Below are 14,962 nucleotides of genomic sequence, written 5' to 3'. Positions count from 1 at the left end.
AACTAACTGGGGCGCTGTCTGCACTCGTGACCGGCGCACTGACCGCTAACACGGTGGGTGAGCTGGTGGAGTTGCCCCCGGCCGAGAGCTGGGAGGTGCTGCAGGGTCGGCTACCGTCTGCCAGAATCGATGAACATGGCTGAGACACGGGCAGGGCTGATCATCTGGGACGTCGACGGCACCTTGATTCCGGCGGATCTGCGCTGGCTTCGGCGGGCAGTTGCCCGCACGTACGGCATCGAGGAGTCTGCTGTCGTTTTCCCCTCTGCGCGAGTACATGGCTACACCGACGAGTCCATCGTCGTGGACACAGCGGTCGCTTCGGGAGTTGCCAACGATGTCGCCGAACGGGGTTTCGGCCGATACGCCGAGGTGCTGATGCAGGTCATGAGGCAGGGCGAAGCCGAGCTCGCTCGTGACCAGGCAGCCTATCCAGGTGCAGAGCGAACGATCAACGCTCTGGCTGAGCACGGATATGTCCAGACTGCGCTGACCGGGAATCTGCGTGTGTCAGCGGAGTTCAAACTCGCCGTTGCGGGTCTGGACAGACACCTCGATCTCGATGTCGGCGCATTCGGCTCGGACGCGCGGGAAAGGTTCGACTTGCCCGCGTTTGTGGCCGACCGCTATCAGGCAAAGTACCGACGTCCCATCGAGCCTGCGCGTACCGTCATCATCGGCGACGCGCCGAACGACATCGCGACCGCTAGACACGCCGGCTTCGGAGTCATCGCGGTTGCCCACCGGCTCACCGCCGAGGAGCTGTGGGAGCACTCACCAGATGCTGTCGTCAGCGGGTTGGATCCTAGCGAGGTGCTCGAAGCTATTGGTTCGGCGCAGACGGTCCGTTCAGCTGCTCAGCTCGAGCGCTAGGCGGAGCTCTCGCCGACTCGCTCCATCAACGCGAGGACCGGCTTTTCGTTGTGCCAGGGTGCCAGCCTGTCGAGGGCACATTGCGCACGTTCGAGTCCACGACGATTGCCCATCGCAGCCAGGTCCTCGTAGGTCTCCCCGAGTACCCGGCATCCTTCGTCCAGCTCGCCTGACAATGCGTACGCACTGGCCAGGTCGACCCGTGCCGCCAGGGCAACGTTGGGGCTATCCAGCTCCGGGGAGGCCAGCGCAGAGACAAGGGCCGCGATAGCGCGTTTCGGTTGGCCCAGGAGGAGTTGGCAGGTGCCTACATAAACCTGGATCCGGGTTCTGTTCCAGTCGCTGAACAGGCCGGACCGGTCGTCGTCATCGATACTCTCCGCGGCACACTGAGCGCGGGTCAACGCATCCTCGCATTCATCCCGGAGGTCCAGTACCGCGTAGGCTTGCGCCTGCTCGGCGCCGATTCGTGCTCGCGCGGCAGGCGGCAGAGAGGCTGAGAGGCTGTCCGCTTCATTGAGTACTCGGAGCCCGATGACGACGTCCCCGTCCGAACTGATCAGCGTCGCTGCATCCGACCGGAGATTGCTCTCGAAGATCCGTGCGATCCCTCCCAGTGTCTTGTCCTGGAGCTGGTCGGCGAGCTTTCGGGCGAACGCGGCATGTGTGAGTGCCATCGACCGGTCACCGATAGCACTCCATACCCGGCTCGCCACCACCGACGTCTCACCCAGCAGTGCCCCCGCACGCCGTTTGATCACATCGTCGCTCGCAGCACGGAACAACGATGCAATGGCATCTCGGTGAGCCTCAATCGGGCCGATGAGCGCATCGGGTGCCAAACTCTGGCGCTGACCAGCAAGCAGATCGGTCACGGTTGCGAAACTCCTCAGAGAACCCGGCGCAGCCCGCGTCCTCATCAGTGCCGAAACCTCTTCCACGTCCAACACATCGCTAGCCACACGATCGACCCCGACCAGTCTTGACCTGCCGATCGACGCGACATCGGTTTTCGGCACGGCGTAGCCATTGCTCCTAGCCTGCCGAAGGTCTGTGCTCACCACCGCCGACTCGCAGGCCGTCGCCAGATCAGTACTGCGTCTCTCAACGGCATTCGAGTCAGAGCGACTTCTGCGCGCAGCTTTCGGGTGACGTGCTCGCCAGGCGTCTTCGCCTTCGGCCACGATCTGCTCGAACCGTTCCCGGTCTTGAGGGGTAGCGCGTTGGGCGTAAGCGGTGTCGAGGATGGCTTGGGTGTTCGCGCGCAGCCTGACTGCGCTCAGCCCGGACTTCCAGTTGCTGATCGTGGTGGTTTCGATGCCGAGCATGGTGGCGAAGTCCCGGATCGGCAGTCTCATCGCCTCTTGCAGCACGGCAGCTTCGAAGCCGGTCCATGCCCGCCCTCGTATCATGCGGTCCCCTCATTCCCGCTGCTGAACTGGTAGATGCCTACGCTACGCCAACACTGTGCCAACACTGTGCGGTTCCTCCCGATACCTCTGACGGGCCACGATTTTCACCAGGAACCCGTTTCCGAGGGAGACCACGGCCACCACCGCCGATCCGACATCCCTCGACAGCAGAAACGCATCAGGGAGGTCGCCCATGAACGGCAGCAACGAGCCGAACTCACTCCAGCCCGCGGTGACGCCGGCCGAGGCGGGCGAGTCAGCGGGCGCCCTCGCCGACTCCGAGACGCCTCGCGCCTTCGACTGCTCGCTGTCGACCCTGGTCCGTCAGCTCAACGCGATGACGGTCGCCGGATGGGTCACCAGCAGGGTGACCGAGCCGTCCGGGGAATCGCGATGACGCCGACCAGCGCACCGGTGCAGCCGTTCACCGAGTCTCCCCACAGCCGGTCCGAGTTCTACCGACGCATGTGTTCGCTGCCGACCGTCGTCGACCCGCAGAGCGGGCGGATCACGATGAAGGCCGGATCTCTGGTCGGGGCGGTGATGATGCCGACCGCATTGGCACAACAGGTCAAGTACAGCCTCGACCTGCGCGGCGTCGCTCCGCTGTCGATCATCGGCCACCCCCGCGCAGGCATGTGGACCTTCCTCCTACGAGCCGACATCCGGCCCATCACCGACCCCGCCATCGTCTCCCAGCTCTGGCACGCCCGGGTGATCGTCATCCGCGACGGCGACATCGCCCTGCCCTCCCCCGTCCCGGACTCCTCGATGATCCGCACCTGGATCTCCCCGGCGACCAGCACGTTCCGCCCCTCCGGCGAAGTCGTGATCGAATGCGCCCGAGCACTCCTAGCCAGGACAGCTCGGCAATGAAGCCCGCCAGCAGACAGTCACCGCGCCCAGACGAACCCGACGTCCGACTCTCCGTCCTGATGTCCAGCGTCCGAATGGAATTCGCCGCCTGCATCACCGCCGCGCTGGTGTTCATCTGCGACGTGGCTGTTCACAGGCCCGGAACTGTGGCCGTATCCCCCGGCCAGTGCGCTGGATTGCCCCGGCTGCCCAACGAACGCCTCTACCTCCAGCCCTGACCCCTGCCGTCAAGGCCGCGACCACCCAAATGGCCTCCGCACGTGACCCGGCGAGATACCCGCGACGTCTCGCCTGGCCGTGGCCCCGTGCCGAGGCGGCCCCGGAGTCGCTTCCCGGCGACTCCGGAGCCACCCCCCCGACAACCCGCCCGAGTCAAGGAATCCCGATCCCCATGTACGCGAAACTCGACACCGCCGCCACGCCTCGCTCACACAACCGCCGCTGGATCGCTGCGACGGTTCTCGGCACCCTCCCAGCCCTGACCACGATCGCGATCGTGGCCGCCCCCGAAAGCACCGCGGGCTCGCACACCTCCACCTGCGCCGAAATCACCTCCCCCTCGGGCGTGGTATCCGGCTTCGGGCCGGGTAACACCGACACCGGTCCCGGCGCGATCCTGGGCTTCAACTACGCCTACTACGTGCAACGCTCCGCCGAGCAGGCACGCCGGTTCCTCACCGCCGAGGCCCTACTCCGCTCCGGTGACCAGTTGCAGGCCGGGATCGACGCCACCCAGGCTGGCACCCACCACTGCGTCACGATCTCCCCCTTGGCCAGTCTCGGCGACGTGGACCTGTGGGCGGTCACCGTCACCGAGTACCACCCCGGCAGCGAGTCTCACGCGCCGCGCCAGATCATCACCACCCGCACCACCGGCGACACGACGCTCATCAGCTCCATCGCCCACGCCTGACCACAGCACCCGAACCACCCGAATACCTCGGGCCACCACCCCGACCGGTTCCCTGGCCGGTTGGCCCGAGGGTGGGAAACGCCCCCGGAGGCCGCCCCGACACCCCCGCACCTCCGGGGGCGCTCCCCCACACCAGCGACCACATCTGGCGGACTCCCGCAAGTTAACCAACCACCAAAATAAGAAAGAACGGTTAGATCATGTCCTACTCCAGCTGGTACGCCGCCACCGACAACGCGGGCCTGGAAACGTTGCAGCGCAGTCTGATCGACATCGAGGCCGACACCAAGTACCAGCGCAGCTATAGTCCGGAGATCTTGCCCGGGCTGGTGCAGACCCTCGACTACGCCCGCGCGATCCTGTCCAAGTGCACCGCCGTGCTCGGTCTGCCCGACGACAGTGAGGCGACCGCGGCGGTGCGTATGCAGCGCCAGGACGTGCTCGACGCACCCGGGCATCGTTTCCACCTGCTCATCGGTGAGGCCGCCCTGCGGCGCACCGTCGGCAGCCACGCGATCATGGCCGCCCAGATCCGCCAGCTCGGCGACATCCTCACCCGCCGCGACAACGTCGACATCGGCATCGTCCCCCTCGACGCCGAATTCATCGGCCAGGCCGACAACTTCGTCATCCACGACGAGACCGGCGTCGCCATCGAGACCGTCACCGGGTCGGTCGAGACCAGCGGCGCCGACGAGATCGCCCTCGCTTTGCGCACCTTCGAACTGCTGGCCGACCAGGCAGTCTACGGCGAGCACGCCCGCGCCCTGCTCGACCGGGCCCTGGCCGAGCACGCCGGCCCCGGCCTCTGAACCACCTGACCGCGCGGCCAAGCCCCGATCCCGCTCTCACGCCGTACCCCTCGTCACGGCAGCAAGAACCGGCAGATCGGGGCTTGGCCGCCCAACCACTCAGGATCGGACATGTCGACCCCACAACCCGTTACCGACAACAGGGCGCGGCCGCTCGCCATCCGGCTGCTCAGACTCGGACGCTCGGTGATCCCAGTCGCGGCCGTCGTCATTGCAGGGGGTCGAAGGTGAACGGCCTGTTCCAGGATTTCCAGCAGAACGTGCCCAGCAGCGCGCGCGTCGGCAACCTGCTGCTCGGCGGCAAGGACAACTACGAGATCGACCGGACGGTCGCCCGACAGGTCAGTGACAGGATCGTCGTCGCGGTGTGCGAGGCACGCCGGTTCCTGCTGCGCGCAGTGGAACACCTCAGCAACGAGCATGACGTGCACCAATACGTCGACCTCGGCTGCGGCATCCCACTACCACCCGACATCGGAGACATCGCCGGACGCAACATCGAGCAGGCCCGGGTCCTCTACCTCGACAACGACCCTCTCGTCGCCGCCCACGCCCGCGCCCTGCTCGCCAACACCCCCAACCGCCACTTCGCCCAACTCGACATCACCGACACCGCCACCGTCCTCACCGAGATCACCGCATTCCTCGATCCGGCCGAACCGATCGCACTGTGCCTGTCCGGCACCGCCGAACTTCTGGTCGATCCTTCGCGAGTACTCGCGGAACTGACCAACTGCATGCCCGCGACCAACTGGGTCATCCTCAGCCACCTCACCGACGACATCTTCGGTGACAAGATCCGCCGCTGGGCCGAGGACCTCACCCACCACGGCATCCCCTATCAGCCCAGAGACCGCGCCACGGTGACCGCGATGCTCGCCCCCTATCAGCTGCTCGAACCGGGCCTGGTCTCCCCGCACCACTGGCGACCCGACCTCGGCAGCTCCCAGCACCAGGCATTCCACCCGAGCAAGTACGACCTGAGCGCCTACGCCGCCGTCGGCCGACGCACAGACCGAGGAGACACGTGAACGGGTTCTCGCGTATACACCACAGCGGCTTCACCCATGCTCTAGTCGCGGCAATCAACGCACTCTGCGCTGGCCGGAAGACCGCCCGGCAGGTCGCCCAAGCCCGCGCGCTCGGTCCCGTGACCGTCACGCTGCGTTGGCTGGTCGCCAACGGCTACGCCACCGCTGAGGCCCAAGGCGCGGACACGGTCTATGCCCTGAGCGCGAAGGGCTCTCCGCAGCCCGACAGTTCGGTCCCGGACACAGTGCCGAATGATCTCTCCGGGTTACAGCGTGTTTGCTCCTGGCACACACCAAATCTCAGCACCATGCAGGGTCTGTGAAGACCCCGTCCGTCACTGAAATCGAAAGGTTGGAAGCCATGATTCCCATGACTCTCGCCGAGGTCGCGGCAGCCGTGCGAGGCCGCCTCGACTCGGTCTCCGACGCGTGGGCCGCCGTGACCGCGCCGACAGCGTTCGATTCCCGCCAGGTCGAGCCCGGTGGTCTGTTCGCCGCGCTGCCGGGGATGCGGGTCGACGGGCACGACTTCGCCGTGGCCGCGATCGAGGGCGGTGCCGTCGCTGTGCTGGCCTCGCGACCGACCGGCACTCCGGCGGTGATCGTGGACAACGTGGTGAGCGCGATGAGTGATCTCGCCCATGCCGTGGCGGCCCGCTACACCGGCCGGATTCTGGCCATCACCGGCTCGGCAGGCAAGACCTCGACCAAGGACCTGCTCACCCAAATCCTTTCCCGAGCAGGCAGTGTCGTCGCTACCCAGCGTTCGTTCAACAACGAGATCGGCTTCCCTCACACCGTGCTGCGTGTGCAGGCCGACACCGACTACCTCGTGCTCGAGATGGGCGCCCGAGGCCGCGGGCATATCGCCCACCTCGCCGATATCGCCCGCCCCCAGATCGGCGCGGTCCTGGGCATCGGCTCCGCCCACCTGGGCGAGTTCGGCAGCCGCGAGGCCATCGCGGTCGCCAAACGCGAACTCGTCGAGGCACTCGAACCCTCCGGCATCGCCGTCCTCAACGACGACGACCCCCTCGTATCGGCCATGGCAGGACATACCCGCGCCCGCGTGCTGCGCTTCGGCACCGGCCCCGAAGCCGACGTTCGTGCCACCGACGTCGCCCTCGACGCCCACGCCCGCGCCCGATTCACCCTGCGTCACCGCGACGACGCCGCCCCGGTCACACTGGGCGTGGTCGGGGCCCATCACCTGACCAACGCCCTCGCCGCGGCAGCGCTGGCCTTGGCCGCCGGGGTCGAGTTCGGCACCGTCGCCGACTCGCTCGACGGTGCAAGCCTGGCCTCGGGCAGCCGGATGGAACTCATCGAGCGCAGCGACGGGGTCACGGTCATCAACGACGCCTTCAACGCCTCCCCTGAGAGCGTCGAAGCCGCCCTGGTCTCGCTGGCCGCCCTCGCCGCGGACACCCGGCCCAGCATTGCGGTTCTCGGGGAGATGCGTGAACTCGGCAACTCCGCCCCGGCCCTGCACGCCCGCATCGGACGCTGCGTCGCCGACCTCGGCATCGACACCCTGATCACCGTCGGCGGCCCGCACGCCGAACTCATCGCCACCACCGCACGCCAGGCAGGCTCGCGCCGTGTCACCCACATCGAATCCAAGGACCAGGCACTGGCACTGATCACCGAGACGCTGCGCGGGCGCGATGTCGTCCTGATCAAGGGTGCGAACTCCGCCGGCCTGTTCGAGACCGCCGCCGCGCTGGTGGCCGCAGGTCATTGACACAGGAAGGGGGAAACATCATGAGGAGCAGAGACATTCTCGCGTTGGCTCGTGCCGCCTGCACCCAGGCCCAGGTCCCGGCCACCCGGATCGAGGCGATCCGATTGCGCGACAACGCCATGCTGCGTACCGACACCGCCACCGTCATCCGCGTCCACCAGCCCGGTGAGCTGTCCACCGCAATCCGTGAACTCCGGGCAGCGGACTGGCTGCGCTCCCACCACGTGCGCGCGCCCGAACCCCTCGTCCCCGACCCGGTCGTGGTCGGTTCGCGGCCGGTCACATTCTGGGAAGACCTCGGCTCAGGCGGGCCGGCCGAGGCCACCGAAACCGGGCGCATGCTCGCACGGCTGCACTCGCTACGAGTGCCCAGTCACCTCGGGCTACCCCGGTTCACGCTGCCCGACTTCACCGACCGCATCACCCAATGCCTCACCAGCGAGCACAACAAGAACTGGCTGCGCCGCTGCGCCGAGGACCTCGCCGCCGGCTGGGATCGGCTGGAGTGGCCGAGCTCGTGGTGTGTCATCCACGGCGATCCGTCTCCGGCCAATACCATGACCGCCGCCACCGGCGGACACGTCGTGGACCTGGAACGCTGCTGCATCGGCCCGCCCCAGTGGGACCAAGCCACCGTCGCGTTCCAATCCGACACCCTCGCCGACCCGCCATCGCGATGGCAACAGTTCGCCCACGCCTACGGCTCCGATGTCACCCGGTGGGAGGGCTACCCCGTCATCCGCGACGTGCGCTCCTTCGAACTGTGCCTGTTCGCCCTACGCCACGCCGCCGTCTCCGACCACGCCCGCCGCCAAGCCGACTACCGCCTGGCCTGCCTGAAAGGACTCCGAGGACCACGACCGTGGGGCTGGGTCGCACCCTGACCCGAAACAAACCCGAGGCGGGCGAACACCACCGCTCGTCCCGGGCACCAAAACCGAAGGGGGACTTCCGATGAAACTCACAAGCCTCACCGCGGCATCAGCCTTCGCGCTCGCCGCGATCGCCACCACTGGTGCGCCACCTGCCTCGGCCACGTCGAGGCCGTCGTGCACCTTCACCTTCCACACCGGCACCGTCTACACCCAGCACAACGCCGTCATCGGCGGCGGCTACGCCGAATGCGCCTCCACCCCGGCCGGGTTCTCCATCAACCTCACCGTCCGCTTCAAACCACGCGGGAGCAACACCTGGGCCAGCCGGGGAGCCGAGTCCTCCATCCAGATCCCCGCGCCCCGACTCAACATCGCCGCCTGGGCCGACTGCCAGGAAGGAGCATGGAAAGGCGTCGCCACCATATGGGAAACTGCGCCCGACGGAACAACAACCCAGACCGACTTCCCCTCCGCACCCCGCATCGTCACCTGCTGAGGACACCCATGAAACACGCCATCACCGTGCTGTCCTCGTGGCTGCACCGCAAAACCACCGCTCCGCGCCATCGAGGCGACTACCGCAGCGACCGACCCGGCTACCCCCTGTGGCGAGAATACGGCGGATGGACCATCCGCCCCGATCGCGGATGGCGCTCCATCCGCTGGATCACACCACCCCTGCACTACACCCGCCGCTACACCGCCACCGACGACACCGGCGCAGCCGAGTGGGCCATGACCAAACTCGGCATCGGCTGACCACTACCCGTTCATGAATTACAGAGATCCGGTTTTCCGTAGTTCTCCATCCCAAGGTCGGGCGATGTTGGTACTCTTCGTACACTTCTTACATACATGGGTATGTAAGAAGATTCCGGTGGAGTCGTTCCACGGAAGCGAGGTCGGCCGCCGTTGGCCCGGCAGCCGACCCCAACAACGCAGAGTTACCGCCCCATGAGGATGACGAGCACGCCAATCAGCGCGGTCGTGACCCTGGGGTCTCCTAGCGGCAACACTCTGTCCTGAAGCCCGGCCGTTGCTCTTTCGAGTAGCGGTCGGGCGTCGGGCCTGCGTTTCCGATGCCTTCCTCTGGTGGACATCTTCCTCCTCGTTAGCATGTCTCAAACAAATAGCGGCCGAAACACACGATGTGTTCGCCACACACGAACGACGAGGCACACCAGCAACACTCACTAGTGCGACTAGAGCGTAGCGATCAACACCGCGCCGAACACGTTTTGGAGTATTCTCCTCTGTCGCTGGCGGACTGACCATGCGGGCCACTGCCCAAGCACCACACCGCCGCGATACGGCTACGGAGCCACGCGGTGCCACGTTGACCGAAGGTGTGACTCGAAGAGGCCACAACCTGGCGCCTCGCCGCGCGGCTCAGACGTCGGGCCTGACCGACTGGACCTGACGGGCTCGGGTCAGGCGCGCTCAAGGTACGCGCCGATGTGGAGTCCAGAGTAAGGTGCAAGGAACTCGCACAAGGCGAGCATGTGCTGGCCTGCCGTTGGCCGTTTACCCGAGCGCATGCCGGTCCGACCCATCTCCCCCGGGTCGGACCGGGCTCGCCGGGTCGCGCTTGCCCTCACCCAGATCGTTCGGCGGCTTCGACTTGCGACGCCGCCTGCTGCATGTCCTAGGGTCTTTGCTCGTGACCGACAGCGCGAACAGTGTCTTCGAGCACACCCGCTTCGAAAGTGGCTGCTGACCTGGCTCCACAAGGCGATTGCACGCATCCAACGGCGCGAGTCGATCCTCACCCCATACCTGTTGCCGTTCGAAGAACACAGACGATACATGGCGCACCGCGATGCCGCGGAAGTCTTCAATCTGCGTGACGACCCCGACTCAGCACCCCAGTAACTCTGCTAGCCTGCGCCGTCGACGGTTCTCATCGCTGGGTGCCGCGCGGATCGACAAGAACTTGGTGGCCGGCTACCCGCCTGCCCCCAGTGCCTGCCCGGCCCGCGTAGAGGCTCGCAGGTCAGGGGTGGCGAATGCCATCACTCGGCGCCTTGAGGTGTGAGGGGCGCAGGATCACAATGCAGGCCATCCCAGCACAGGGTCAGCGGCCGAGAGACCACTGTCTCTCGACGGGCGGCCAGACGGTGACGTCGTTGCGTTTGAGGTCGGACGGGAACAGAGCCTCACCCTCGGGCTTCTCGAGCACCCACAGCTCTGACAACCCCTTGGAGTACAGGCTGACTTGGAGCACCAGCTCGGCAGCGTGCTCGAACTCGACAATCATCGTGTCGCCCGGATCAAGGTCGACTGTGTCGCCGTAGGGCTCGACCCGCCACTGTCGGCGCTGCTCGTCAAAGTTGGACACCTCGTAGCGAATCATCGGCGTAGGCCCGATCGGTCGTTCATGGCCACATCGTCGCAGGAACTCCCCGCCTGCACGAGCCGAGCAGCAGACACCGCGGGTTCGAGGGAACCGGAATTCGTTCAGCAACGTCCAACCAGATGAACGAGCTCAGGTTCCGGCCGGCCGATCGCGACGAAAGGTGACGGCTCAGCCATGTCTCTACTGTTCGGAACCGGTAGGCTGCCGCGGGCTGAATGGTGCGAGTCGGCTGCGAACTCGGGCGCTGCGCTCGCGAAGGATCCGCGGCCCCTTCACCACCCCAGGCCGACGCGGGCGGAGCGTCGTTGGCGGTTGCAATAGGACAGGGCGGTGACAGGGTTGGGCCAGCGGCCCAGGGAGATGACGTCTTCGAGGGGGTGCCGCGGTCGAACGCCTCGGTCCCGGCGCCGGCGCGCAGGGGAATGGCCTTCATATCCAGCGGCGGCGCCGCGGGTGGCGATGACGCCGGCGATCTGGCGATCTGAGAGCCGCCCGTCTTGCGGCAGGTCGGTGCGGCCCAACGGCCGGAACAACGCACCGTCCGGATCGGCTGGTTCCGGCCAGGGGTCGGTGCAGCGGTGTTCGTTCGGGTCGGCGGTGTCGGCGGCGAGGGTGGCTTGGACGGCGGTGCTGATCCCCCATGCCCGAGTAGGCGGTGGTTGATGGTGGTGCGGCCGGTGCGGAGCTGGCGGCGTGTTCGCGGGCGGCGGTGTGGTCGCGGGTGTTGAGCAGGATACCGCCGACGCCGCGGCCGCGCACTACGCTGCCAGCCGCGAACACGCCCAACACCGCCCGATTTCGCGGTCGTGCATCGCGCGGTGTCGGCACTCGTGCCCTGTACCGCCTCGGTCTGGAGTCAGTTACCTGGTGAGTTCGTCCGTACCCGTTTCGGCAACAACGTCGAGAGCCTCCACACCGGCCACATCTACTCGATCATGGCCGACCGTTACGTCTTCCCGGCACATCCCGGCACCGTGCTCCAGCAGGTCGAGATCGAATACCTCCGGTCCCGGGGCAGCGAGCGCGACGCCATGGGGAGATGGTCGATGAGCTCAGTCCTCTCCGCCATTGGGCCATCGGTTACCTCGCGGAACACACGATCCCGGCAAAGCCGGGGTACCTGTCGAAGTACACCTTTCTCCGCGAGCTGGAACACACTTTGCCTCACTCGCCACGGGACTGCTGCAGGGTAGGTGAGACTGCCACCTACCCCTGCAGCGGCCCCTGTCGACATCGGTGCTCGAACCATCTCATCCCAGTCTGCGGTGCTTTCTAACAAAGGTGAAACCTGGCTTGAGCGGCGCGTCGTTCGCCAGCTCCGCGTGTCGGCGTGCCTCGGCGTGAGCTTCGAGGGCTTCTTCGCTGGCGCTTTGGCCCGAGGGCAGTCGTCGCACGAAGCCCGATACTTTGTGGGGTCGCTGGCCTGCTCGCGGGCTGGGCTGATGCTGCGGAATCTCGTCGCGGTGAACCTGGACGATGCTCGGTTGGAAGCTGAGTAGTTCCACGGGCGAGCGATATCGTAGCGCCGGGAAGACGGGCCGACCGTCTGGGCCGAGGGACCCCTCGACACGCTGGATGCGGCCCTCTCGGATGAGCCGGACAACGACTTGGGTGAGCTGGGGAAGCTGCGCGGGTGGAAACCCGAGCTCCACCATGTTGCGTTCGAGAGCGTCTTCGGCCAGCACCGCACGACCGTCCGGATCAAGGTAGCCGAGCGTGCGCATCGTCAGGATTATCCAATCAGCGACGCTGCCGCCATGCTCGCTGATGGGTGCTGTGTCGCGTGTGAATGCTTGGGCATCATATTGGTAGCCGACGCTGCGTCCCTCGACGCTCAGTGGTTGGGGCAGCCGCCGGGTCCTTGCGATGAACCGCCCGCTGCTGGGTTGCCAGGTGCAGTCGAGGAATATGCCTGGGAAGAAGTCGCGCGGCCAATCCGCGGATTTGAGTCGCAGGCCATCAGCGGTTACGAATGCCACGAGGTCAGCCTTCTCGCCAGGTATCGCGGTCGATCGGTGAATCAGGGTCAATGAGATCCGTGGCGCCGACGGACTGCGGTCAAGGGCCGCCGCGACAGGAGTAGGAAGCGGAAGCCGTCGCTGGATCACGTCGTCACGACGTAGCGGTTGCAGCCAACGGAACTCGCCGGAGGACGAGCGTGTCACCGCGACGAATCGCGCTTCCGAGGTCGGCGCGAGGAGTGGCTTACGTTCTTCTACACCAAATTTCGCAGCGACTGTGTCGATTTCCTTGTGCAGCTCACGTGCGCTATACCCCCCACGCACGGCGGCCAAAGCGACCTTGGCGAGCTCGGCCGCCGCCTGCGAAATTTGATCGTCGTCCATGCCGGGTTCATAGATGATCCGCACGCGAGGAGACTGGCCGCGGAGCTGATCCAGCAACTCCAGCGTGTCCGATCCCCTTACATCCGCCAGTTGCGCGCTACCCTGCGCTGCCAGTCGACCACGCGCTCGCGCCCGCGTTGGCCGGCCTCGCAGGACAACGTCTAGCGACAAGTCACCTGGTAGATCAGCGATTGCTCGCCCTAGGGCCACCAACGGCGCTTCCCGATCTGTCGGTGATTGATCAATCGCGACCCCGACCTGTCCATCCTCTGTCACCCAAGCCAATCCGACTGTGCTCGATCGGGCAGTGGTACTTGCGCTCACCGCGACCAACAAGGCGTCGACACGCGTCGACACCAAACGCTCTGGCCGCTCATCAGATCTGCCAACATCACTAGTCCGCTCAATGATCTGTCCGGCAGCAGTGACCTTCGGGGGACCGTCAGAGCCGGTTCGTCGCTCGTCCTTGATGGTTTGTGCGAGCTGTGGCGCGCATTCCGCGCACGGAAAACTCGAGCGCACCTCGGGACAGTACCGCTGGTGCGTGAGAACTGCACGGAGCACCGAATCCCAGAGCGCGGGATGGAGCTGGGCGTACACCTCGGCGGCCCGTTGGAGGTAGTCGGCACGCCGCCGCATGAACGCTGCCGATCGCGACAGCTCACGAGCCCTGGCTCGAGAGTCGGACACAATCAGTTGACCCTGGTGTTGACGGCGCGCGAGCGTCGCCGCCAACTTGTACACATCGCGGACCGCAGCGAAGTCAGAAGAGGTTCGCTCGCTGCGCTCAAGGGAGTAAAGGTGCTGTTCTGCCATCCCAATCCGAAGCCGAATCTCTCGCATCGCCTCCGCGTCCAAATCTGCGCGGCGCTCGGCAATGAGCGGGTCATCCGGCAGACTGCCGGGGCGCGCAGCATCTTCAAGCAACTCGGCGAGGAATTCCTTGTCGTCAAGTCCGCAGGTCAGTCGCACCTGTTCAGATGCTTTTTCGACGAGACCCATGGCGCGAGCCCATGCCCACCCCGCAGTGACACCCGGATGCAGCGCATTGGCTGGTAGCCCATCGGCCTCGAGCAGACGACGCAATTCCTTTTGGAAGGGCAGACCGCCAAGTTGCTGCATCACCAGGGCGGAAAGGTGATTCGGGGCCGAACGCGCCGAACCGAACGCATTGAAACGTCGCTCGTAGGCCTGGCGCTCGATGCGAAGCAGGGCCGCCAGAACGAATTCTACGATCACACGTTGCCGCCGCAGCGAATTGACGCTCTGTGACGGACGAAAACCGTTCGTCGCGAGCACGGTTTCTCCCTCGAGTTCCCAAACACAGTATGCCAGCTCAGGAATCGCCGTCCTTCGGCGGGCATCGCCCCGAAGCTCACCGATCAGCTGTTGTTTGTCAGCCCCGCCGCGGAGCCGCGCGCGTATCTGGCCAGCGTCAAATTCACCCGCTCTGCGGATTCCGACGGCCGCGCGTTTCGCGTACGGTCGTGAAACCGGTACGGGATTCCCCCCGCCTCGGACCGGACGGTCGCCAGCGGGCCCGTTCGCAGTCATGAGTTCCTCCTCCACTTGACCAACGACAGCTGCGTCCACCCATGCCTCACGGCGCTGCCGGTCGGAACCCATTTGTACCGAGCCGGAGTTGGAGGCTAACAGCCTGTGTCATAGCATGCTGGTTGGTCAGCCTCAGCAGCTATCGAATCGCAAATATCCGCAGTTCGGCGC

The 14,962-nt window shown here is 66.0% G+C and carries 14 protein-coding genes; 11 read left to right on the top strand and 3 right to left on the bottom strand.

Annotated features, from left to right (window positions below; genetic code table 11):
• The first annotated feature begins 135 nt into the window (after positions 1 to 135).
• The gene (locus ON36_RS32145) at positions 136 to 873 is read left to right on the top strand and encodes an HAD family hydrolase (RefSeq protein WP_083885606.1); all 738 of its coding nucleotides are present in this window, start codon (positions 136 to 138) and stop codon (positions 871 to 873) included.
• On the opposite strand, the gene ON36_RS33235 is transcribed toward ON36_RS32145, so the two are convergent.
• Complete coding sequence (locus ON36_RS33235; RefSeq protein WP_506330772.1) at positions 870 to 2,285, bottom strand: NsdA family TPR-like regulatory protein; 1,416 nt, start codon at positions 2,283 to 2,285, stop codon at positions 870 to 872. The genes ON36_RS32145 and ON36_RS33235 overlap by 4 nt on opposite strands.
• 193 nt (positions 2,286 to 2,478) lie before the next feature.
• Between ON36_RS33235 and ON36_RS32135 the strand changes: the two genes are divergently transcribed.
• From ON36_RS32135 to ON36_RS32095, 10 genes are all read left to right on the top strand, one after another.
• Positions 2,479 to 2,682 carry a hypothetical protein gene (locus tag ON36_RS32135; protein ID WP_043661764.1) on the top strand — a complete coding sequence of 68 codons (204 nt, stop codon included), beginning with the start codon at positions 2,479 to 2,481 and terminating at the stop codon, positions 2,680 to 2,682.
• On the top strand, positions 2,679 to 3,161 hold the full coding sequence (locus ON36_RS32130; protein ID WP_043661760.1) for a hypothetical protein: 483 nt from the start codon (positions 2,679 to 2,681) through the stop codon (positions 3,159 to 3,161). The genes ON36_RS32135 and ON36_RS32130 overlap by 4 nt, the downstream gene beginning before the upstream one ends.
• Positions 3,162 to 3,657: 496 nt before the next feature.
• The gene (locus ON36_RS33230) at positions 3,658 to 4,074 is read left to right on the top strand and encodes a DUF8176 domain-containing protein (protein WP_157225144.1); all 417 of its coding nucleotides are present in this window, start codon (positions 3,658 to 3,660) and stop codon (positions 4,072 to 4,074) included.
• A 200-nt stretch (positions 4,075 to 4,274) separates the two neighbouring features.
• Positions 4,275 to 4,886: a DUF5753 domain-containing protein gene (locus tag ON36_RS35300; RefSeq protein WP_052314620.1), complete on the top strand. Its 612-nt coding sequence runs from the start codon at positions 4,275 to 4,277 to the stop codon at positions 4,884 to 4,886.
• A 227-nt stretch (positions 4,887 to 5,113) separates the two neighbouring features.
• Positions 5,114 to 5,917 carry an SAM-dependent methyltransferase gene (locus tag ON36_RS35295; RefSeq protein ID WP_052314619.1) on the top strand — a complete coding sequence of 268 codons (804 nt, stop codon included), beginning with the start codon at positions 5,114 to 5,116 and terminating at the stop codon, positions 5,915 to 5,917.
• Complete coding sequence (locus tag ON36_RS35290) at positions 5,914 to 6,240, top strand: hypothetical protein (RefSeq protein WP_157225143.1); 327 nt, start codon at positions 5,914 to 5,916, stop codon at positions 6,238 to 6,240. The genes ON36_RS35295 and ON36_RS35290 overlap by 4 nt, the downstream gene beginning before the upstream one ends.
• Before the next feature lie 38 nt (positions 6,241 to 6,278).
• On the top strand, positions 6,279 to 7,661 hold the full coding sequence (locus tag ON36_RS32110; RefSeq protein WP_043661757.1) for a UDP-N-acetylmuramoyl-tripeptide--D-alanyl-D-alanine ligase: 1,383 nt from the start codon (positions 6,279 to 6,281) through the stop codon (positions 7,659 to 7,661).
• A 20-nt stretch (positions 7,662 to 7,681) separates the two neighbouring features.
• On the top strand, positions 7,682 to 8,545 hold the full coding sequence (locus tag ON36_RS32105) for a phosphotransferase (RefSeq protein ID WP_083885604.1): 864 nt from the start codon (positions 7,682 to 7,684) through the stop codon (positions 8,543 to 8,545).
• 70 nt (positions 8,546 to 8,615) lie between these two features.
• A complete protein-coding gene (locus ON36_RS35285) occupies positions 8,616 to 9,032 on the top strand; it encodes a hypothetical protein (RefSeq protein ID WP_157225142.1) in 417 nt (138 codons plus the stop codon).
• A gap of 8 nt (positions 9,033 to 9,040) precedes the next feature.
• Entirely contained in the window at positions 9,041 to 9,295 is a 255-nt protein-coding gene (locus ON36_RS32095) for a hypothetical protein (RefSeq protein WP_043661747.1), read from the top strand.
• 1,315 nt (positions 9,296 to 10,610) lie between these two features.
• On the opposite strand, the gene ON36_RS32090 is transcribed toward ON36_RS32095, so the two are convergent.
• On the bottom strand, positions 10,611 to 10,889 hold the full coding sequence (locus ON36_RS32090; protein WP_043661744.1) for a hypothetical protein: 279 nt from the start codon (positions 10,887 to 10,889) through the stop codon (positions 10,611 to 10,613).
• A gap of 1,253 nt (positions 10,890 to 12,142) precedes the next feature.
• Entirely contained in the window at positions 12,143 to 14,536 is a 2,394-nt protein-coding gene (locus ON36_RS35280) for a hypothetical protein (protein WP_157225141.1), read from the bottom strand.
• Positions 14,537 to 14,962 lie beyond the last annotated feature (426 nt).

Origin of the sequence: Nocardia thailandica NBRC 100428 (genome assembly GCF_000308795.1) — a bacterium.
GTDB lineage: Bacteria > Actinomycetota > Actinomycetes > Mycobacteriales > Mycobacteriaceae > Nocardia > Nocardia thailandica.
The sequence above is the reverse complement of the archived record's forward strand: the minus strand, read 5'-3'. Positions and strand labels throughout refer to the sequence as shown.

Coding starts and splice junctions, on each gene's coding strand:
- ON36_RS32145 (WP_083885606.1), top strand. CDS start 136: ATGGCTGAGACACGGGCAGGGCTGATCATCTGGGACGTCGACGGCACC.
- ON36_RS33235 (WP_506330772.1), bottom strand. CDS start 2,285: ATGATACGAGGGCGGGCATGGACCGGCTTCGAAGCTGCCGTGCTGCAA.
- ON36_RS32135 (WP_043661764.1), top strand. CDS start 2,479: ATGAACGGCAGCAACGAGCCGAACTCACTCCAGCCCGCGGTGACGCCG.
- ON36_RS32130 (WP_043661760.1), top strand. CDS start 2,679: ATGACGCCGACCAGCGCACCGGTGCAGCCGTTCACCGAGTCTCCCCAC.
- ON36_RS35300 (WP_052314620.1), top strand. CDS start 4,275: ATGTCCTACTCCAGCTGGTACGCCGCCACCGACAACGCGGGCCTGGAA.
- ON36_RS32110 (WP_043661757.1), top strand. CDS start 6,279: ATGATTCCCATGACTCTCGCCGAGGTCGCGGCAGCCGTGCGAGGCCGC.
- ON36_RS32105 (WP_083885604.1), top strand. CDS start 7,682: ATGAGGAGCAGAGACATTCTCGCGTTGGCTCGTGCCGCCTGCACCCAG.
- ON36_RS35285 (WP_157225142.1), top strand. CDS start 8,616: ATGAAACTCACAAGCCTCACCGCGGCATCAGCCTTCGCGCTCGCCGCG.
- ON36_RS32095 (WP_043661747.1), top strand. CDS start 9,041: ATGAAACACGCCATCACCGTGCTGTCCTCGTGGCTGCACCGCAAAACC.
- ON36_RS32090 (WP_043661744.1), bottom strand. CDS start 10,889: ATGATTCGCTACGAGGTGTCCAACTTTGACGAGCAGCGCCGACAGTGG.